At 64.0% G+C, this 19,213-nt stretch carries 25 protein-coding genes; 3 read left to right on the plus strand and 22 right to left on the minus strand.

Annotation, left to right across the window (positions count from 1 at the left end):
• Positions 1-11: 11 nt before the first annotated feature.
• The 10 genes from tatC to hisB all read right to left on the minus strand — a co-directional run bounded on the left by tatC (position 12) and on the right by hisB (position 5,478).
• Positions 12-779, minus strand: coding sequence for a twin-arginine translocase subunit TatC (gene tatC, locus FHP91_RS07230; protein ID WP_144179354.1), 768 nt, complete (start codon positions 777-779; stop codon positions 12-14).
• A complete protein-coding gene (gene tatB, locus FHP91_RS07235) occupies positions 776-1,282 on the minus strand; it encodes a Sec-independent protein translocase protein TatB (protein WP_144308942.1) in 507 nt (168 codons plus the stop codon). Before tatB ends, tatC begins: the two co-directional genes overlap by 4 nt.
• A gap of 74 nt (positions 1,283-1,356) precedes the next feature.
• A complete protein-coding gene (tatA, locus tag FHP91_RS07240; RefSeq protein WP_144179352.1) occupies positions 1,357-1,581 on the minus strand; it encodes a Sec-independent protein translocase subunit TatA in 225 nt (74 codons plus the stop codon).
• Positions 1,582-1,591: 10 nt separating this feature from the next.
• A complete protein-coding gene (locus tag FHP91_RS07245) occupies positions 1,592-1,939 on the minus strand; it encodes a histidine triad nucleotide-binding protein (RefSeq protein WP_144308943.1) in 348 nt (115 codons plus the stop codon).
• Between the two features lie 9 nt (positions 1,940-1,948).
• The gene (locus tag FHP91_RS07250; RefSeq protein WP_144179350.1) at positions 1,949-2,275 is read right to left on the minus strand and encodes a phosphoribosyl-ATP diphosphatase; all 327 of its coding nucleotides are present in this window, start codon (positions 2,273-2,275) and stop codon (positions 1,949-1,951) included.
• Positions 2,272-2,661, minus strand: coding sequence for a phosphoribosyl-AMP cyclohydrolase (gene hisI / locus FHP91_RS07255; RefSeq protein ID WP_186301491.1), 390 nt, complete (start codon positions 2,659-2,661; stop codon positions 2,272-2,274). The genes FHP91_RS07250 and hisI overlap by 4 nt, the downstream gene beginning before the upstream one ends.
• A 5-nt stretch (positions 2,662-2,666) precedes the next feature.
• Positions 2,667-3,425, minus strand: coding sequence for an imidazole glycerol phosphate synthase subunit HisF (gene hisF, locus FHP91_RS07260; RefSeq protein ID WP_144308944.1), 759 nt, complete (start codon positions 3,423-3,425; stop codon positions 2,667-2,669).
• 2 nt (positions 3,426-3,427) lie between these two features.
• Positions 3,428-4,168, minus strand: a complete 741-nt coding sequence (gene hisA / locus FHP91_RS07265) for a 1-(5-phosphoribosyl)-5-[(5-phosphoribosylamino)methylideneamino]imidazole-4-carboxamide isomerase (RefSeq protein WP_144308945.1) — start codon at positions 4,166-4,168, stop codon at positions 3,428-3,430.
• Between the two features lie 47 nt (positions 4,169-4,215).
• Positions 4,216-4,854, minus strand: coding sequence for an imidazole glycerol phosphate synthase subunit HisH (gene hisH, locus FHP91_RS07270; RefSeq protein ID WP_144308946.1), 639 nt, complete (start codon positions 4,852-4,854; stop codon positions 4,216-4,218).
• 36 nt (positions 4,855-4,890) lie between these two features.
• Complete coding sequence (gene hisB, locus FHP91_RS07275) at positions 4,891-5,478, minus strand: imidazoleglycerol-phosphate dehydratase HisB (protein WP_144179394.1); 588 nt, start codon at positions 5,476-5,478, stop codon at positions 4,891-4,893.
• A 112-nt stretch (positions 5,479-5,590) separates the two neighbouring features.
• Between hisB and hisC the strand changes: the two genes are divergently transcribed.
• Positions 5,591-6,643, plus strand: coding sequence for a histidinol-phosphate transaminase (hisC, locus tag FHP91_RS07280; protein ID WP_144308947.1), 1,053 nt, complete (start codon positions 5,591-5,593; stop codon positions 6,641-6,643).
• 200 nt (positions 6,644-6,843) lie between these two features.
• On the opposite strand, the gene hisD is transcribed toward hisC, so the two are convergent.
• The 12 genes from hisD to FHP91_RS07340 are packed head-to-tail and all read right to left on the minus strand — an operon-like array spanning position 6,844 to position 15,909.
• Positions 6,844-8,151, minus strand: coding sequence for a histidinol dehydrogenase (gene hisD, locus FHP91_RS07285; RefSeq protein WP_144308948.1), 1,308 nt, complete (start codon positions 8,149-8,151; stop codon positions 6,844-6,846).
• The gene (gene hisG, locus FHP91_RS07290; RefSeq protein WP_144308949.1) at positions 8,148-8,792 is read right to left on the minus strand and encodes an ATP phosphoribosyltransferase; all 645 of its coding nucleotides are present in this window, start codon (positions 8,790-8,792) and stop codon (positions 8,148-8,150) included. Before hisG ends, hisD begins: the two co-directional genes overlap by 4 nt.
• A 44-nt stretch (positions 8,793-8,836) precedes the next feature.
• Complete coding sequence (gene murA, locus FHP91_RS07295) at positions 8,837-10,093, minus strand: UDP-N-acetylglucosamine 1-carboxyvinyltransferase (protein WP_144308950.1); 1,257 nt, start codon at positions 10,091-10,093, stop codon at positions 8,837-8,839.
• Between the two features lie 6 nt (positions 10,094-10,099).
• A complete protein-coding gene (locus tag FHP91_RS07300; RefSeq protein WP_144308951.1) occupies positions 10,100-10,357 on the minus strand; it encodes a BolA family protein in 258 nt (85 codons plus the stop codon).
• Between the two features lie 54 nt (positions 10,358-10,411).
• On the minus strand, positions 10,412-11,188 hold the full coding sequence (locus FHP91_RS07305; protein ID WP_144308952.1) for an ABC transporter permease: 777 nt from the start codon (positions 11,186-11,188) through the stop codon (positions 10,412-10,414).
• Positions 11,178-12,077, minus strand: coding sequence for an ABC transporter ATP-binding protein (locus FHP91_RS07310; protein WP_144308953.1), 900 nt, complete (start codon positions 12,075-12,077; stop codon positions 11,178-11,180). The genes FHP91_RS07305 and FHP91_RS07310 overlap by 11 nt, the downstream gene beginning before the upstream one ends.
• Positions 12,074-12,361 carry an STAS domain-containing protein gene (locus FHP91_RS07315; RefSeq protein ID WP_246116248.1) on the minus strand — a complete coding sequence of 96 codons (288 nt, stop codon included), beginning with the start codon at positions 12,359-12,361 and terminating at the stop codon, positions 12,074-12,076. The genes FHP91_RS07310 and FHP91_RS07315 overlap by 4 nt, the downstream gene beginning before the upstream one ends.
• An 8-nt stretch (positions 12,362-12,369) precedes the next feature.
• Positions 12,370-12,984, minus strand: a complete 615-nt coding sequence (locus tag FHP91_RS07320; protein WP_391527563.1) for an MlaC/ttg2D family ABC transporter substrate-binding protein — start codon at positions 12,982-12,984, stop codon at positions 12,370-12,372.
• Positions 12,985-13,017: 33 nt separating this feature from the next.
• A complete protein-coding gene (locus FHP91_RS07325; RefSeq protein WP_246116249.1) occupies positions 13,018-13,797 on the minus strand; it encodes an MlaA family lipoprotein in 780 nt (259 codons plus the stop codon).
• A 56-nt stretch (positions 13,798-13,853) separates the two neighbouring features.
• Positions 13,854-14,321 carry an outer membrane lipid asymmetry maintenance protein MlaD gene (gene mlaD / locus FHP91_RS07330; protein WP_144308956.1) on the minus strand — a complete coding sequence of 156 codons (468 nt, stop codon included), beginning with the start codon at positions 14,319-14,321 and terminating at the stop codon, positions 13,854-13,856.
• A 2-nt stretch (positions 14,322-14,323) separates the two neighbouring features.
• Positions 14,324-15,094, minus strand: coding sequence for a lipid asymmetry maintenance ABC transporter permease subunit MlaE (mlaE, locus tag FHP91_RS07335; RefSeq protein ID WP_144308957.1), 771 nt, complete (start codon positions 15,092-15,094; stop codon positions 14,324-14,326).
• Positions 15,091-15,909, minus strand: coding sequence for an ABC transporter ATP-binding protein (locus tag FHP91_RS07340; RefSeq protein WP_186301477.1), 819 nt, complete (start codon positions 15,907-15,909; stop codon positions 15,091-15,093). The genes mlaE and FHP91_RS07340 overlap by 4 nt, the downstream gene beginning before the upstream one ends.
• Positions 15,910-16,056: 147 nt before the next feature.
• On the opposite strand from FHP91_RS07340, the gene FHP91_RS07345 reads away from it, so the two are divergent.
• Both FHP91_RS07345 and FHP91_RS07350 read left to right on the plus strand, forming a co-directional pair.
• Positions 16,057-17,493 (plus strand): sigma-54-dependent transcriptional regulator, encoded by a 1,437-nt coding sequence (locus FHP91_RS07345; protein WP_144308959.1) that lies wholly within the window; start codon positions 16,057-16,059, stop codon positions 17,491-17,493.
• 9 nt (positions 17,494-17,502) lie between these two features.
• Positions 17,503-19,134, plus strand: coding sequence for an AAA family ATPase (locus FHP91_RS07350; protein ID WP_144308960.1), 1,632 nt, complete (start codon positions 17,503-17,505; stop codon positions 19,132-19,134).
• Positions 19,135-19,213: the final 79 nt, after the last annotated feature.

Genomic DNA, 19,213 nt, shown 5'->3' on the forward strand with positions numbered 1-19,213 from the left:
CAATCGACCGATCAGTTCCGGCTCACGTCGCTGGCTGGCTCGGCCTCGTCGGGCGCACCCTCTTCGCGCACCGCAACAAAGCGGGCGCACAAAATACCGACCTCATACAGCAGCCACATGGGCACCGCCAGCATGAACTGCGAGATCACATCGGGCGGGGTCACAATGGCCGCGATGACAAAGGCTCCGACGATCACGTAAGGGCGCGCTTCTTTCAGTTTGGCCTGATTCACCACGCCAAACTTGGACAACAGCACCACGGCAACCGGCACCTCGAAGGTGAGCCCGAAGGCCATGAACAAGGTCATGACAAAAGACAGGTACTGCTCGATATCCGGCGCGGGCGTAATGCTCTTCGGTGCGAATTCGTTGATGAACGCAAACACCATTTTGAACACGAAAAAGTAGCAAAACGCCATGCCCGCCAGAAACAACAAGGTACTGGCCAGCACCAACGGAACGCCGAGACGCTTTTCATGGGCGTAGAGGCCCGGCGCGATGAAAGACCAGGCCTGATACAACACGACCGGCAAGGCGCAAACGAAGGCGACCATCAGGGTCACTTTCACCGGCACGAAGAAAGGCGTGACCACACCGGTGGCGATCATGCGCGTGCCTTCGGGCAACGCCTGCATCATTGGCAGGGCGAGCAAGTCGTAGATCTGACCGGCCCAGGGCATCAGGCAGAAGAACACCAGCAAGACTGCGCCAACCGCGCGCAAAAGGCGGTCGCGCAGCTCGACGAGATGCGCAACAAAGGTTTCCTGGGTCTCGGTCACGCCTTGGACTCCTTGGGCGCACCGGCGGGCGCAACATTGTCGAGGCCGAGCGCCATCTGGTTGTCGTCGCGCGGGGTCACAGCGTGGCCGGCCGCGATATCGTCGGCGACGGTCTGGGCGATCGCCCGTTCGGCGTCCTTGAGCGCGGCTTCGGCATCGGCGTCGGCGGTGGCCGTATCGATCACTTTAGGCGCCGCCTCTCCGCTCACCGCGGAATTCACCGATTTGGCGGTGTCGTCAAGGTCCGCCTTGACGGCCGCGGCCTGCCCACGCAGCCCGCTTTCGAGATCGCGCGCCGAATCGGTCATTTCTTTCTGAAGCTTCTTGAGGTCTTCCAGGTGCATTTCGCGCTGGATATCGGACTTCACATCGCCGACATAGCGCTGCAAGCGCCCCAGCATGTGACCGACGGTTCGCGCCACTTTCGGCAGGCGTTCGGGACCGATCACCACCAGACCGACGATGGCGATGATCATGAGTTCGGTGAAACCGATATCAAACATGACGTTCCTGCGCAGACGAAAGCAAAAACGAGGGGCCGACCTGCTTCGCCCCTCGTGTCAGACCTGGGGTCAGATCAAGAATTGTTGATCTTTTCTTTGGCTTCCGCGTTGATGGTCTTGCCATCGAGCTGCTCAGGCTTGGCCGACTCGCTGGTGTTCTCGGCCTCACGCACGCCGTCCTTGAAGCCCTTCACCGCACCACCCAGATCCTGGCCGATATTGCGCAGCTTCTTGGTGCCGAAAACAAGCATCACGATGACCAGAACGATCAGCCAGTGCCAGATACTGAATGAACCCATTAATAACTCCTCAACGCTTCAACATGGGGGGCAATACGTCCGGCCCGCCAACGAAATGAATGTGCAGATGATACACCTCCTGCCTTCCGACCCGCCCCGTGTTGATCAGCGTCCGGAACCCCTCGGTGCAACCCTGCTCGACGGCCAGGCGGGCACCGGTCTGCAGCAGCTTGCCCATCACCAGCGCATCCGCCGGCGCGGCGTCGGCCAGCGACGCGATGTGCTTCTTCGGGATCGCCAGCAGATGCACTGGCGCGACCGGGTTGATATCGTGGAAAACGACCATGTCGTCATCCTCGAAAGCCTTTTTGGCCGGGATGTCACCCGACGCAATTTTGCAGAAGATGCAGTCAGACATAAGCGTGGTTTACCCTGCTGTGCGTGATTTTTTTTCGTCGATGCCCGATACGCCTTCACGACGACGGAGCTCGGCCAGCACATCATCGACCGTCAGACCGAAGTGCGCCAGCAACACCATGGTGTGAAACCACACGTCGGTGATCTCCCAGACCAGATGCAGGCGGTTGCCATCCTTGGCCGCCATGATCGTCTCTGCAGCCTCTTCGGCCACTTTCTTGCAGATCGCGTCCGTGCCCTTGGCGTACAGGCTGGAGACGTAGGACGCGTCCGGGTCAGCGGCCTTGCGTTCGGCAAGCGTCGCGGCTACACGGTGCAGCACTTCGATATCGATCATCCGTAAATCTCCTTCGGGTCTTTCAGAACCGGGTCTGCCGCTTCCCACTGCCCGGACTCGCCGAGGCGCTGGAAGAAACAGCTCTTGCGTCCAGTGTGGCAGGCGATGCCGCCCGTCTGCTCGATCTTCAACAGCACCACGTCGTTGTCACAGTCGGTGCGGATCTCGAGCACCTTCTGGGTATGACCGGACTCTTCGCCCTTGTGCCACAGCTTACGCCGCGACCGCGACCAATACACCGCCTCGCCACGTTCGGCGGTCAAGGCCAGCGCCTCGCGGTTCATGAAGGCGAACATCAGCACGTCGCCGGTCGCCGCGTCCTGGGCGATGACCGGCACCAGGCCGTGGTCGTCCCAGACAATGTCGTTGAGCCAGCGATTGGGCAGTTCGATCACAGGCGCACCTCGATGCCGCGCTCACGCATATAGGTTTTCGCCTCGTGCACGGTGTGTTGGCCAAAGTGGAAAATGCTGGCGGCCAGCACCGCATCGGCGCGCCCCTCGGAGACGCCCTGCGCCAGATGCTCGAGCGTCCCGACACCGCCGCTGGCGATGATGGGGATGCGCACCGCGTCGGAGATGGCACGGGTCAGGCCGAGGTCAAAGCCGTTTTTGGTACCGTCACGGTCCATGCTGGTGAGCAGGATCTCGCCAGCGCCCAGCGCTTCGATGCGCTGCGCCCATTCGATGGCGTCCAGCCCAGTGTTGCGGCGGCCGCCGTGGGTAAACACCTCCCACTTGCCCGGCGCGGTCTGCTTGGCGTCGATGGCGACCACGATGCACTGACTGCCGACCTTGCCACTGGCCTCGGCGACGATCTCCGGATTGGTCACGGCCGCGGTGTTGATGCTGACCTTGTCGGCGCCCGCGTTGAGCAAGCGGCGGACATCCGCCACGGTGCGCACGCCCCCCCCGACGGTCAGCGGGATAAACACCTGCTCGGCCACATGCTCGACCATGTGCAGGATGATGTCGCGGTCGTCCGAACTGGCGGTGATGTCGAGAAAGGTGATCTCGTCAGCCCCCTGCTCATCGTAGCGACGCGCCACTTCGACCGGATCGCCCGCATCGCGCAGTTCGACAAAATTCACGCCTTTAACGACGCGGCCGGCACTGACGTCCAGACAGGGGATGATCCGTTTTGCGAGCATCTCTAGCCTGCCAGTTCGTCGGCGCGGGCCTGTGCGGCACGGAAATCGAGCGTGCCTTCGTAGATGGCCCGACCGGTAATCGCACCGGTCACGCCCTCGTGCTCGACCGCGCACAGCGCCTCGATGTCGGTCATCGACGCGATGCCGCCGCTGGCAATCACCGGAATGCGCAGCGCCTGGGCGAGTCGCACCGTGGCCTCGACGTTCACGCCGGAGAGCATGCCGTCGCGGCCGATGTCGGTGTAGATCACGCCTTCCACGCCGTAATCCTCGAATTTCAGGGCCAGATCCACCACGTCATGGCCTGTCAGCTTCGACCAGCCATCGACCGCGACTTTGCCATCCTTGGCGTCGAGGCCCACGATGATGTGACCCGGGAAGGCGCTGCAGGCATCCTGCAGAAAGCCGGGATTCTTGACCGCAGCGGTACCGATGATCACGTAGCTGATGCCGTCGTCGAGGTAGCGCTCAATGGTTTCGAGGTCGCGAATACCGCCGCCGAGTTGCACCGGAATGTCATCGCCCACGGCCTGAACGATCTGCTTGATCGCCTTTTCGTTGACCGGTTTGCCGGCAAACGCACCATTGAGATCTACCAGGTGCAAACGACGCGCGCCCTGGTCGAGCCAATGCCGGGCGGTCGCGCCCGGATCTTCGGAGAACACGGTGGCATCGTCCATCTCGCCCTGTTTGAGGCGGACGCAATGACCATCCTTGAGGTCGATAGCAGGTATGAGCAGCATACGAGTAGGGCCGTCTAGACGTGAGAAGAAATCGTGCTGGCGCCCGCTTACGGGTTCCAGTGCATGAAGTTGGTGAGCAGTTGCAAGCCGGCGCGTGCGCTCTTTTCCGGATGGAACTGCACCGCAAAAATGTTATCCCGTGCCACGGCACTGGTAAAGCGCACGCCGTAATCCGTGTGGGCTGCGATCACCGAATCGTCGGCCGAATCGACGTAATAACTGTGCACGAAATAAAACCGGTCACCATCGGGGATGTCGCGCCACAGCGGGTGTTCGCGGTGATGCCACACCTCGTTCCAGCCCATGTGCGGCACCTTCAGGCGCAGCCCGGCGGCATCCACCATTTTTTCGTCGGGGAAGCGGCGCACCTGGCCGGCAAAAATGCCGAGGCCGGGGACGTCGCCTTCCTGGCTGTGATCGAACAACATCTGCTGGCCGATGCAAATGCCGAGAAACGGCTTTTTTGCCGCCGCCTCGACCACGGCCTGATGCAGACCGCGGCCTTCAAGCTCGGCGATACAGTCGGGCATCGCGCCCTGACCGGGAAACACCACGCGCTCGGCACGCATGACCACCTCCGGATCATCGGTCACCCGCACGATCGCGCCACCGGCAACGTGCTCAATTGCCTTCTCTACCGAACGCAGGTTGCCCATGCCGTAGTCGATGACGGCCACATCAGTCATGGTTTTGCTCGCACACAAATAAGGAGGGGCAGAAAATCAGAGTGCGCCCTTGGTTGAAGGCACTACGCCGGCCAGACGCGGGTCCACCTCGGCCGCCGCACGCAGGGCGCGGCCAAAGGCCTTGAAGATGGTTTCGCACTGGTGATGCGCATTGTCACCGCGCAGGTTGTCGATATGCAGCGACACGCCAGCGTGATTGACGAAGCCCTGGAAGAACTCACGTGCCAGGTCGACATCGAAATTGCCGATGCGGGCTCGGGTGTATTCAACGAAATAATGCAGCCCGGGGCGGCCGGAGAAATCGACCACCACCCGCGACAGCGCCTCGTCGAGCGGCACATAGGCGTGACCGTAGCGGCGAATGCCCTTCTTGTCGCCCAGCGCCTTGGCAAAGGCCTGACCCAGGGTGATACCAACATCCTCAACGGTGTGATGATCGTCAATGTAGGTGTCGCCGTCGCAATGGATGGCCAGGTCGATCACGCCGTGGCGGGCGATCTGGTCAAGCATGTGATCCAGAAACGGCACGCCGGTGTTCAACTCGGCCGCGCCGGTGCCATCGAGATTGATCCGCACCGAAATCTTGGTTTCGAGGGTATTACGGGTAACGTCGGCTTGCCGCATGATGGTGGCTTCCGGGCGTTGGGGCACCCGGCCAATACTGATGATTAAGGCGGCCATGATACCATCGCCTACGCCGAGTTTGTCTCTTTCACTGCCCGCTAAAACCCACGCCATGAGCCGATTCTGGAGCGACACCGCCCGCCGTTTGACACCCTACGTCCCGGGCGAGCAGCCCAAGCTGGACAAGCTGGTCAAACTCAACACCAATGAAAGCCCCTACGGCCCGTCACCGCGCGCCGTCGAGGCGATCCAGCACGCCGCCAGCGAGGATCTGCGCCGCTACCCCGACCCGAACTCCGACGCGCTCAAAGCCGCGCTGGCGCGCTATCACAGCGTCAGCCCGGCGCAGGTGTTTGTCGGCAATGGCTCGGACGAAGTGCTCGCGCATGCCTTCATTGCGCTGCTCAAGCACGCCGCGCCCCTGCGTTTTCCCGACATCACCTACAGCTTCTACCCGGTGTATTGCGGGCTGTTCGACATCGCCCACACGCCGATCCCGCTAACCGACAGCCTCGAAATTGACCCCGCCGACTACGCCGCCGGCGGCCCCATCATTTTCCCGAACCCGAATGCGCCGACCGGCCGTCTGCTGGCGATCGACGCCGTCGAGGCCATCCTCGCGGCGAACCCGGACGTACCGGTGGTGGTGGACGAGGCCTATATCGACTACGGCGGCGAGTCGGCCATCCCGCTGGTCGATCGCCACCCCAATCTGCTGGTCACCCGCACCTTTTCGAAGTCACGCGCACTCGCCGGATTGCGTGTCGGCTATGCCATCGGCAGCGCCGAGTTGATCGAGGGGCTGGAGCGGGTCAAGAACAGCTTCAATTCCTACCCGCTGGGCCGTCCGGCGCAGGCCGGCGCGATCGCCTCGGTCGAGGATGAACCCCATTTTCGCGACAGCTGCGCCCGCGTCATCGCCACCCGCGAGTGGCTCGACCAGGCGCTGACCGCGCTGGGCTTCGAGGTGCTGCCCTCGGCGGCAAACTTTGTCTTTGCCCGACACCCGGCGCATGCAGGCGCCACGCTGGCCGCCGCGCTGCGCGAACAGGCGATCATCGTTCGTCACTTCAAACTGCCGCGCATCGACGACTACCTGCGCATCACTGTCGGCACTGACGAGGAATGCGCCGCGCTGGTCGACGCACTCAAAGCGCTGGTGTAACGCCGCCGGCGTCAACGGCAACAGGCCGCATGCAGCGGCCTGTTGTGTGATCGGGGCAAGCCGAATCAGCCTGCCGTAGCCCGGATGCAGCGCAGCGGAATCCGGGGCCACCGGCCCGGCCGGGCACACCGCCCCGCATCGAAAAACCCTTCCCGACCACCACACCAGCCCCGGATTCCGGCCTTTGGCCTGTATCCGGGCTACGCTTTCACCCGATAGCGCGCCGACGCCGCGTGCGCCTGCAAGCCCTCGCCGTCGGCGAGCGTCGCCGCGATTGGGCCCAGCGTCTGAGCGCCCGCCTCGGACACCTGAATCAGGCTGGTGCGTTTCTGGAAATCGTACACCCCCAGCGGTGACGAGAAGCGCGCGCTGCGCATGGTCGGCAATACATGGTTCGGGCCGGCGCAGTAGTCGCCCAGCGCTTCGACCGACCAGTGACCGACAAAGATCGCGCCGGCGTGGCGGATCTTGCTGATCCAGTCTTCCGCGTTTTCCAGCGAGAGTTCGAGGTGCTCTGGCGCGATACGGTTGGCAATCGTGCAGGCCTCGTCCAGATCGCTGACCTTGATCAGCGCGCCGCGATTGGCGAGCGACGTCGCGATGGTCTGGCGACGCGGCATTTCGGGCAGCAGCTTGGCAATCGAGGCGGCCACGGCGTCAATGAAGTCGGCATCGGTGCACAGCAAGATCGACTGCGCCAGATCGTCATGCTCGGCCTGGGCGAAGAGGTCCATGGCCACCCAGTCGGGGTTGCCGCTGCCGTCGGAAATAACCAGCACTTCGGACGGCCCGGCCACCATGTCAATGCCGACCGTGCCAAACACGCGCCGCTTGGCCGACGCCACATAGGCATTGCCCGGGCCAACGATCTTGTCCACCTGCGGAATGGTCTGCGTGCCATAGGCCAGCGCGGCGACCGCCTGGGCGCCACCGATGGTGAACACGCGATCGACGCCCGTGATGGCCGCCGCGGCCAGCACCAGCGGATTGCGTTCGCCATCCGGCGTCGGCACGACCATGATCAGCTCGCCCACCCCGGCCACCTTGGCCGGGATCGCGTTCATCAGCACCGAACTCGGATAGGACGCCCGACCGCCGGGCACATACAGGCCAACACGGTCCAGCGGGGTCACGATCTGCCCCAGACGGGTGCCGTCGGCTTCGGTGTAATCCCAGGATTCGGCGATCTGCCGGCGGTGATAGGCTTCAACGCGGCTGGCGGCCACTTCGAGCGCCGCACGCTGCGCTTCGGGCAGCGTTGCCAGGGCATCGTCCAGCGCATGCCGGGGCAGCTCGAGCGCCGACATGTGATTCACATCCAGCCGGTCAAAGCGGCAGGTGTAGTCGATCACGGCCGGATCGCCGACCGTGCGCACCGCCGCGAGAATGTCGGTGACCGCGTTTTCGATCTGCGAGTCGGTGCCGCTCTCGAAAGCCAGCAAGGCGTCGAGGGTGGCGAGAAAATCGGGGGTGCGGGAATCGAGACGGCGGATCTGCGATGCGTTCATGGTTTGACCGCTCCGGCAAAGGCGTCAATCACCGGCTGCAACAGCTCGCGTTTGACCTTGAGCGCCGCCTGATTGACCACCAGGCGAGAGCTGATCGTGGTGATGTCTTCGACCGCTTCAAGGTTGTTGGCGCGCAACGTGTTGCCGGTGGAGACCAGATCGACAATCGCGTCGGACAGCCCGACCAGCGGCGCCAGCTCCATCGATCCATAGAGTTTGATCAGATCGACGTGCACGCCCTTGCTGGCGAAGTGCTCCCGTGCAATTTTGGTGTACTTGGTCGCGACGCGGATGCGGCTGCCCGGCTGCGAGGCGCGGGCATAGTCAAAGCCCTTGCGCACCGCCACGCACACACGGCAGCGCGCGATGTTCAGATCCAGCGGCTGATACAGGCCGGCGCCACCGTGCTCGATCAGCACGTCGCGCCCGGCAATGCCGAGGTCGGCCGCGCCGTATTGCACATAGGTCGGCGTATCGCTGGCGCGCACGATGACCAATTGCACATCCGGCCGGTTGGTGCCGATGATCAGCTTGCGGGACTTCTCCGGATCGTCGGTCGGCGTAATACCCGCCGCCGCCAACAGCGGCAGCGTCTCTTCGAAGATGCGACCCTTGGACAGGGCGATCGTGATGCCGGACACAGGAATTCCTCGAGTTCGTACAAAAAACGGATTTTACCGGAGCCTCAGGCCTGCCGCCTGACCTGCGCGCCCAGCGCGCTGAGCTTCTGCTCCAGATGCTCATAGCCACGGTCGAGGTGATAGATGCGCTCTATCAACGTCTCGCCCTCAGCCACCAGCCCGGCCACCACCAAACTCGCAGAGGCGCGCAGATCGGTGGCCATCACGGTGGCACCGTCGAGGCGCGCCACGCCAGTCACTACTGCAGTGTTGCCGTCGATGCGGATATCGGCGCCCAGGCGTTGCAGCTCGACCGCATGCATGAAGCGGTTTTCGAAAATCGTCTCGCGAATCACCGCCGTGCCCTCGGCCACGCAATTGATCGCCATGAACTGCGCCTGCATGTCGGTCGGGAACGCGGGATACGGCGCAGTGCGCAAACTGACGGCCTTGAGGCGCTTGGGCGCGCGCAGACGGATCTCGTCGCGCTCGACATCGATCTCGCAACCGGCGTCGAGCAGCTTGTCGACCACGATATCGAGGTAAGCCGAGGAGGTGCCGGTGAGGCGAATATCGCCGCCGGTGGCCGCCGCCGCGCACAAGTAGGTGCCGGTCTCGATGCGGTCGGGCATGATCTGGTGGGTTGCGCCATGCAGCGCATCCACGCCCTGCACCCGGATCACATCGGTGCCGGCGCCGGAGATGCGGGCGCCCATGGCCATCAGGCACTTGGCCAGATCGACCACCTCGGGTTCGCGTGCGGCGTTTTCGATCACCGTCTCGCCGTCGGCCAGGCAGGCCGCCATCATCAGGTTTTCGGTGCCGGTCACGGTCACCATGTCGGTGAACAGCCGGGCGCCCTTCAGGCGGGTGACTTCAGCATGGATGTCGCCGTGCTCGACCTTGACCTGCGCGCCCATGGCCTGCAGGCCCTTGATGTGCTGGTCCACCGGCCGCGCGCCGATGGCGCAACCGCCGGGCAGGCTGACCCGCGCCTCGCCGCAGCGCGCGACCAGCGGGCCGAGCACCAGAATGGAGGCGCGCATGGTCTTGACCCGCTCGTACGGGGCGACCGGATTGTTCAGCTCGCCGGCGTCCAGCGTGACCGTGCCAGCGGCTTCATCGCGGTCGATCTTGACGCCCATCTGGGCGATCAGCGCGAGCAGCGTGCGGATGTCCTGCAGCTGCGGCACATTGGTGAAAGTCACCGGCTCGCGCGTGAGCAAGGCCGCGCAGAGAATCGGCAGCGCCGCGTTCTTGGCGCCTGAGATGCGCGCCTCGCCGGTCAGGCGCGTGCCGCCAGTAATCAGCAACTTGTCCATGTGCGCTTACAGCCCCAGTTCCTGACGCACGCTCGCCCACTGCTCGGGCGTGTAAGTCTGCAACTGGAGGGCGTGGATTTCGTTGCCCATCAACGGTCCCAGCGTGGCGTACACCGCCTGATGCTGGCGCACTTTCGGCTTGCCCGCGAACTCGGCACTGACCACCACGCCGGTGAAGTGAACGCCGTCGTCGCCCTGGATCTGGACGTAGTCGCAGGGCAGGCCCTGCTGGATCAGGCGGGTAATTTCGGTAGCTTCAAACATGTCAGGTCTTCCTGCTGCGATCGATCAGACCGCGAATGGTAAGGCATCGGGCGCTCAGGCGCGCAATTTGTAGCCGCGCGCGAGCATCGACAAGGTAAGGATGGCCAGCACCACGAAACAGGCCGAGACCACGCCCAGGCTGACCCAGGGCGACACATCGGACTGGCCGAAGAAGCCATAGCGGAAACCGTCAATCATGTAGAAAAACGGGTTCAGGTGCGACACCGTCTGCCAGACGGGCGGCAAGGAGTGAATCGAGTAGAACACGCCGGAGAGCATGGTCAGCGGCATGATCAGGAAGTTCTGAAAGGCCGAGAGCTGATCGAACTTGTCGGCCCAGATGCCGGCGATCATGCCGAAGGAGGCCAGAATCGCGCCGCCGAGCAACGCAAACACAATGATCCAGGCCGGTGCGACCACCGGCAGCGACACCATCAGCAGCGAGACCAGAATCACGCCCGTCCCAACGAAGGCGCCCCGCACGATCGCCGCCAGCACATAGGCGGCAAAGAACTCGCGATAGCTGATCGGTGGCAGCAGCATGAACACGATGTTGCCGGTGATCTTGCTCTGGATGAGCGACGACGAGGTGTTGGCAAAGGCGTTCTGCAGCACCGACATCATCACCAGGCCCGGCACCAGAAAGACGGTGTAGGGTACGTCGCCATAGACCGTGACATGACGGTCGAGCACATGCGAAAAAATCAGCAGATACAGCACCGCGGTGAGCACCGGCGCGCCTACGGTCTGAAAAGACACTTTCCAGAAGCGCAGCACTTCCTTGTACAACAGGGTGCGAAACCCGGCGAAACGCACGGTCTCAGGCCTCATGCATGACCCCCATGAAGACTTTTTCGAGATCCGGCTCGCCGAGCACCATGTCTTCCACCTGCCCACCGGTCAAACGAATGCGCGACAGCATGTCTTCGACTTCACCGTAGGACTCGAAGGGAATCTCGACCCAGCCATGCCCGGCATCGCGGGCGCCGGGCAGAAAGTCCAGCCCGACCGGGGCGCTCAGACGCACGCGCAGGACACGCGAGGCGAAGCGCGCGAGCAGGTTGTCGGTGGTGTCGAGTGCCACCACCCGCCCCGCCTTGAGCATGGCGATTCGGTTGCACAGCGTCTGTGCTTCTTCGAGGTAATGGGTGGTCAGCACAATGGTGTGACCATCACGATTGAGCCGGCGAATGAACTGCCACAACCCCTGGCGCAACTCCACATCGACCCCGGCGGTCGGCTCGTCGAGCACGATCACCGGCGGGCGATGCACCAGCGCCTGCGCCACCAGCACCCGCCGCTTCATGCCACCCGAGAGCATGCGCATGTTGGCGTCAGCCTTGTGGGCGAGGTCGAGACTGGCGAGGATTTCATCGATCCAGGTGTCGTTGCGGCGGATACCGAAGTAACCCGACTGCAAGCGCAGCGCCTCACGCACCGAGAAGAAGGGGTCGAACACCAGTTCCTGCGGCACCACGCCCAGCTTGCGGCGCGCCTGCCGGTAATCGGCAACCACGTCGTGCCCCATCACGGCGAGTTCGCCCTCGTCCACACGGGTGAGCCCCGCCAACGCGGAAATGAGCGTGGTTTTGCCGGCGCCATTGGGGCCGAGCAGGCCGAAAAACTCGCCCTGCTGCACCTCAAGATCAATCCCGTCGAGCGCTTTGAGCTGACCGTAGCGCTTGCGCACCCCGGCGATACGAATGGCGGGTGCGCTCATGCCGCGGTCGAGTCGCCCGTCGGGAGCAGTTCGGTCACGCCATACAAATCGGCCAGACTGCGCAGCCCTGCCGGCATGCTGACGATGTCGATAGCCTGATGCCGCGCTGCGGCTTCGCGACAGACATCGAGCAGCAACGCGAGCGCGGCCGAATCGGCCTCCGGCACACCGGAGAGATCGATTCGCAGCGCGCCGTCGGTCAACACGCGACGCGCATCTTCGCGCATGGCGGCGGCGGTATCGAAGGTCAGCGCCGTCGTCGGCTGCCAGCAAGACTGTGGCACCGCCTCACTCACTTCGCGTTGCCAGCCAGGCCAGCGTTCTTGGCTTCCAGCGCCTTGATCAGGCCGTCGATACCGCTACTGCGAATTTCACTACTGAAGGAACTGCGGTAGTTGGTCACCAAGGACACGCCGGCGACGACCACGTCATAGACCTTCCAGTGATCGCCCTGCTTTTCGAGCGCGTAATCGATCTCGATCGACTTGGCGCCCGGCTGGCGCACTTCGGTGCGCACAGTCACATCCGTGTCATTGGGCTTGGCGCGCAGCGGCTTGAAGTCGATATGCTGGTCGCGATACTGGGTCAAGGCATTGGAGTAGGTCCGCACGAGCAGCGTACGGAAGGCTTCGACGAGGCGATCGCGCTGTGCCGGGGTGGCCTGACGCCAATCACGGCCGACGGCCAGCGAGGTCATGACCCGGAAGTCGAAATGCGGCAGCACTTTCTCATCGACCAGACCTGCGGCGCGCGAGGCATCACCCGACTGGATGGCCTCGTCCGAGCGCACGATCTCGAGCACCTCGTCCATCACGGTACGCACCAGCGCATCGGGCGAAGGCGCCGCCCATGCCGTCATGCTGGCCAGACAGATCAGCCCCGTCATCAGGGTATTACGTCCAAACATCTTCATTTCACTTAAGTCCCGCATTTGCTTCAATCAGGGGCGGCTTCCCGTCAGCCCCGCCAACTCCAGACGCATCGCGCCCACTGCCACACCATCAGCTTCGATGGCGTGGATCGCATGATGTTCCACCGCCGGCGCACGCGCGTCATCAAAACGCTCCCGCGGCGGCTGGCCGTCGTAGACTTCGTAGCGGCGTTGCTGCAAATAGAAGTCACGGATATAGACGTATTTATCGAGGCTGCCCTGCGAGGCCGCCCGATCGGCGCCCAGCAGCGTGGCACGGGTGTGCACCAGCTTCAGCCCGGTCGCCGAATTGCGCGCAGCGATATCGGCGGGCTGCGCCCAGCTATTGCCGTAGAGGTCCGCCGGCAGGGCTGCGGCATCGCGCAGCGTGCGCGGGCCGAAGAAAGGCACCACGAAGTACGGACCGTCACCCACGCCCCAGACCGCCAGCGTTTGTCCGAGATCCTCATCGTGCTTCTCGATGCCCATCTCGGTGGCCACGTCAAAGACGCCAAAAATACCCAGTGTCGAGTTGATCAGCACGCGGCCAAGATCCGACATGCCATCGCCACCCTTGCCTTGCAGCAGGTTGTTCAAGCCGGTCCAGACGTCCTCGATGTTGCCGAAGAAATTGCCGATCGTGACCTTGACCGGTAGCGGCGCCACCTCGTCATAGCCAATCGCGAGCGGCTTGAACACGGTCTTGTCCACGCCCTCGTTGAAGGAGTACATGGCGCGGTTGTAAGCTTCCCACGGATCACGCGGATCGTCGCTCGTGGAGGCGCAGCCGCCCAGCACCAGCGCGCCCATCACGGCCAGCAGTGGCTGTCGTAGCGTTTTGGTTATTGTCATTCGTTCACCCGAATTCACTGCTGCGGCGCTTCGGCCGCTTTGTTAAACAGAAACTGGCCAATCAGTTTCTCTAGAACGACCGCTGACTGCGTAATCTTGAGCGAATCGCCCGCCTTTAGTGCGCGCTCGTCGCCCCCCGGCTCCAGGCCGATGTACTGCTCCCCGAGCAAACCCGAGGTCAGGATTTCGCCAATCGTGTCGCGCGGAAAGCTGTAACGGCTGTCGAGCGTCAGACTCACCACGGCCTCGAAGCGTTCGTTGTCGTAGCGAATATCGGACACCCGCCCGACCACCACGCCCGCCACCTTGACCGGCGCGCGGACCTTGAGTCCGCCGATATTGCTGAAACTGGCCTCGATCGTATAGTTCTCGGCAAAACTCGACGCGGACAGATTGCCCACCTTGAGCGCCAGAAACAAAATGGCGGCGCAGCCCATCAAGACAAAAATACCGACCCACAGGTCGATGGTTGAGCGGCTCATGACTAGCCCCGGAACATGAAAGATGTCAGTACAAAATCCAGCGCCAGAATGGCCAGCGCCGAACTCACCACAGTGCGGGTAATCGCCCGCGAAACCCCTTCGGCCGTGGGCACGCAGTCGTAACCCTCGAAGACGGCAATCAGCGACACCGCCACACCGAACACAAAACTCTTGATCACACCATTGATGATGTCATAGCGAATGTCTACCGCTGCCTGCATCTGCGACCAGAACGCGCCGTCATCGACGCCGATGAAGGCCACCCCGATCAACCAGCCGCCAAGAATGCCCATGGCAGAGAACAGCGCCGCCAGGATGGGCATCGAAATCACCCCGCCCCAGAAGCGCGGCGCAGCCACACGGGCGATCGGATTGACCGCCATCATGTCCATCGCCTTGAGCTGCTCGGTGGTTTTCATCAGGCCGATCTCGGCAGTCACCGCCGACCCCGCCCGACTGGCAAACAGCAAGCCGGCCACCACCGGCCCGAGTTCACGGGTCAGCGACAAGGCCACCAACACCCCCAAGGCCTCGCTCGAGCCGTAACGCTGCAGCGTTTCGTAGCCCTGCAAGCCCAGCACCAGCCCCACAAACAGGCCGGACACCAGAATGATCAACAGCGACAGCACACCGCTGAAGTAAATCTCGCGCAAGGTCAGGTGCAGGCGCAGAAAGGACTGCCCCGAGTAGCGCAACAGCAAGAACAGAAAACGGGTGGCAAACCCCAGGCGCCAAACGCCGTCAATAACCATCGCCCCCAGCTTGCGGATCATCGCGCCCCCTCGCCCATCAACATCTCACCGATCGGCGCGGCCTTCATGTGGAATGGCACCGGACCGTCGGGTTCGGCGTGGACAAACTGATGCACGAAATCATCCTTCGACGCCCGAATTTCCTCCGGGGTGCCCTTGGCCACGATGCGCCCGTCCGACACGAAATAGACATAGTCGACAATCGACAAGGACTCGGCCACGTCATGGGTCACCATGATGGAGGCCGCACCCAGCGCGTCGTTGAGACGACGAATCAGCTGACCGATGACGCCCAGCGAGATCGGGTCGAGGCCGGCAAAGGGCTCGTCGTACATGATCAGCATCGGGTCCAGCGCAATCGCCCGCGCCAGCGCCACCCGCCGCGCCATGCCGCCGGACAGCTCCGTGGGCATCAGCGCATGGCCGCCACGCAAGCCAACCGCCTGCAGCTTCATCAAGACCAGGTCACGCAGCATCGATTCGGGCAGGCGTGCATGTTCTCGCAGCGGAAACGCCACGTTGTCGAACACCGACATATCGGTGAACAAGGCCCCGAACTGGAACAACATGCCCATGCGGCGACGCAAGGCATACAGTTGCCCCGTATTCAGGGCACCGATGTCCTGCCCTGCGACCTGCACGTTGCCCGCCGAGGCCTTGAGTTGACCACCGATCAGACGCAGCAGCGTGGTCTTGCCACAGCCGCTGCCACCCATGATGGCGACCACTTGCCCGCGATGTACGGTCAGATCAATGCCCGACAGGATTTCGCGATCGCCGTACGCGAATCGCACCTGCCGCAGATCGACCAGCGCTTCTTGCCCGCTATTTGCCACCAAACGCTCTGATATCCTTGGAAAAGCGGCATTCTATCAGAGCCCTCCCTGCATGCCGTCAAGATGCGGCAGCGCATCACGACGACAGTGTGTCGATTCCGCTACACTGAATCGTCCGCAGCCCTTGCCCCGGAAAGCCCAAAACCCATGCCGCCGCTGCCTGACCTGCTTATCGTCGACGACGACGCCCTCATCGTTGAAACGCTCAGCGCCTTGCTGGAGTCGGACTTTCACATCCTGGCCGCGCCCACCCGGCGCCAGGCCATCGATCTGGTGCGCGCCCTGCCGTCACCGCCGCCACTGGCGCTGGTAGACCTCGGCCTGCCGCCGGCGCCGCATCGCGCCGACGAAGGCTTCGCGCTCATTGGCGACCTCCTCGCCCACGCCCCGCGCATGCAGATCATCGTGCTCTCGGGGCAAAGCGACGACGGCAACGCCCGCCATGCCCGCACCCTGGGCGCGCTCGAATTCGTTGCCAAACCGGCCGACCCGGCCTATCTGCGGAAAATCCTGCACGACGCGCTCGAGGCCGGCGGCGCCCCCGGCGCCCGAACCACCGACGAAGGCCTGATCGGCTACAGCCCGGCCATGCACACGGTGCTCGACCGGATCCAGCAGTTTGCCGACGCGCCCTTTCCGATTCTGATCGAAGGCGAGTCCGGCGCCGGTAAAGAACGCGTTGCCAAACAGCTTCACGCCGCCAGCACCCGTCGCGAAAAGCCCTTTCTGACCCTTAACTGCGCCGCCATCGCCCCCACCCTGATCGAAGCGGCGCTGTTTGGGCATGCCCGCGGCGCTTTCACCGGTGCGGCCGGCCAGCGCGCGGGCTATTTTGAAGAGGCTGGCGACGGCTGCCTGCTGCTCGACGAAATCGGTGAGCTCCCGCTCGAGCTGCAACCCAAACTACTGCGGGTGCTCGAAAACGGCGAATTCCAGCGCGTCGGCGAAACCCAGCCCCGATTCAGCCGGGCGCGCGTGCTGGCCGCCACCAATCGCGACCTGCGCGCCGAAGTCCATGGCGGGCGCTTCCGCGCCGACCTCTACCACCGGCTCAGTGTATTTACCCTGCGCGTGCCCCCGCTGCGCGATCTGGGTCGCGACCGTCTACTCCTGCTCGACCACTTCCGTGCGCGCTTCGCCGCCCAAACCCGACAGCCCGCCTTCACGCTCAACGAAGCCGCCCGCGCGCGGTGGCTCGACTACGCCTTTCCCGGCAACGTGCGCGAGCTGAAAAACATCGTCATCCGCCTGCAGACCAAGCACCCGGGCGCCAGTGTCACCCCCGCCCAACTGGCCGACGAGCTTGACCAGAGCGGCCACGACGACGCCCCCAGCGCCGCGCCGCTCACCAGCGACTTCGACGCCATCGTGGCCGACGCCATGCAGCAGCTCGAAAACCACGCCGACTTCAGCCTCGACGACGCCTTGCGTGAGCAGGAGCGCGCTTATGTCGAAGCCGCCCTGCGCATGGCCGACGGCAATGTCAGCAAAGCCGCCCGCCTGCTGGGCATCAACCGCACCACCTTGTACAACCGCATGGACTCCCTCAGCCTGCCCCGGCCGCAGGGCACCGTCGTTCAGTAAGCCACCGCCATGTACCTCGACCACTACGGCCTGCGCGAAGCCCCCTTCCGCCTCACCCCGCTCACCGACTTCTTCTTCACCGGCGCCCAACGCGGCGCGACGGTCGATGCCCTGGTCTATGCCGTGCTGCACGACGAAGGCATCGTCAAGGTCAGCGGCGAAGTCGGCGCAGGCAAGACCATGGTCTGCCGGGTGCTGATCGAACGCCTGCCGGACACTGTGGATACGGTCTACCTCGCCAACCCCAGCCTGGCCCCCGATGACCTGCTGATCGCCATTGCCGCCGAACTCGGCCTGTCGCTGGGTAGCGAGCGCTCGGGCGCGGTGCTCGGCGCCGTGCAAGAAGACCTGGTGCGCCGCCACGCCGACGGTCGGCGCGTGGTCGTGCTGATCGACGAGGCCCACGCCATGCCGGCCGCCTCGCTCGAACAGATCCGCCTGCTGTCCAACCTGGAGACCGGCCGCCACAAACTGATGCAGCTGGTGCTGTTCGGCCAGCCCGAGCTCGACACCCTGCTCGACACCCGCGACATGCGCCCGCTCAAGGATCGCATCACTCATCATTTCCGGCTCAGCCCCCTGGCACCCGACGAAGTCGCCGCCTACCTCGATTTTCGGATGCATGCCGCCGGCTACCGCGGCCCGGCCGTGTTCAGCCCCGCCGCGGCGCGCCAGATCGCCCGCATTGCCGCCGGCCTGACCCGCCGGGTGAACGTGCTGGCCGACAAATCCCTGCTCGCCGCCTTCAGCCAGAACCGCCATGTCATCGCCCCCAGCCATGTCACCGCGGCCGCCCATGACGCCGAGTACGCACCGCCAACGCAGCGCCGTGCCGTCTGGCCGCTGATCGTTGCCGCCGCCGCGGGCGCGATGGCCGCAGTCGTCATCCCCCGCTGGTTGAACGACACCCCGCTGAGCACACCGCCAACAACAAGCGTCGCGACCAGCGCGCCATCCGAGGTCGCACCACCGGTTGAAGCACCGGCCCCCGTGGTTATCGCCACGGCCCCCAGGGCACCCAACAAGCCGGCAGCCGTCGTCACGCCACCGACTGCCACGCCGCAGCGCACGCCCGCGGTGGCCGTCGCCCCGCAAGCGCCCGTGCCTGCCGACACCAGGGCGCACCCGGCCAACGAGCCGACCGTACGCGCCGCCACCCCGCCCCCAGTGGCAGCACCCGCAACATCAAAGGAAATCACTGCGCCACACGTCACTGAACCAACGGTCACCCTGGCCACGGTCACCGAGCGCTCAACGGCGGCCATGGTGACCGCCGCCCCGGCCCTAGCTATCGAGCCTGCAAGCGCGTCTGCCGTGCCGGAATTCGGCCCGCTCGCCCAAGCCGCGCTGACGGACCAGGCGGCCTGGATGGCCAGCGCACCGGACACACAGTGGTTCATCCAGCTCCATACCAATACCAATCTGGACTACGGCGATCTGGAGCGGCAGCTCGAGGCCGCCCGCAACGCCCTGCCGTCAGAACAGATCCGTATCTACAGCGCACACCTTGGCGACCGTCACCGTGTCGGCGTCATCATGGGCAGCTACGCCACCGAGCAAGAGGCCTTGGCGGCGATGCGGGCGCTGCCGGGGAGCTATCGCGACAACGCCTACATCCGCCAGGCACGGCGCCTGCGCTAATGCCAAACGATTGTTTCATTGCCGCACGAAAGGATTGAAGTTCAAGCACAAACGTTTAACATGAGCGGGCTATCCACGA

Source organism: Denitromonas halophila (genome assembly GCF_007625155.1).
Lineage (GTDB): Bacteria > Pseudomonadota > Gammaproteobacteria > Burkholderiales > Rhodocyclaceae > Nitrogeniibacter > Nitrogeniibacter halophilus.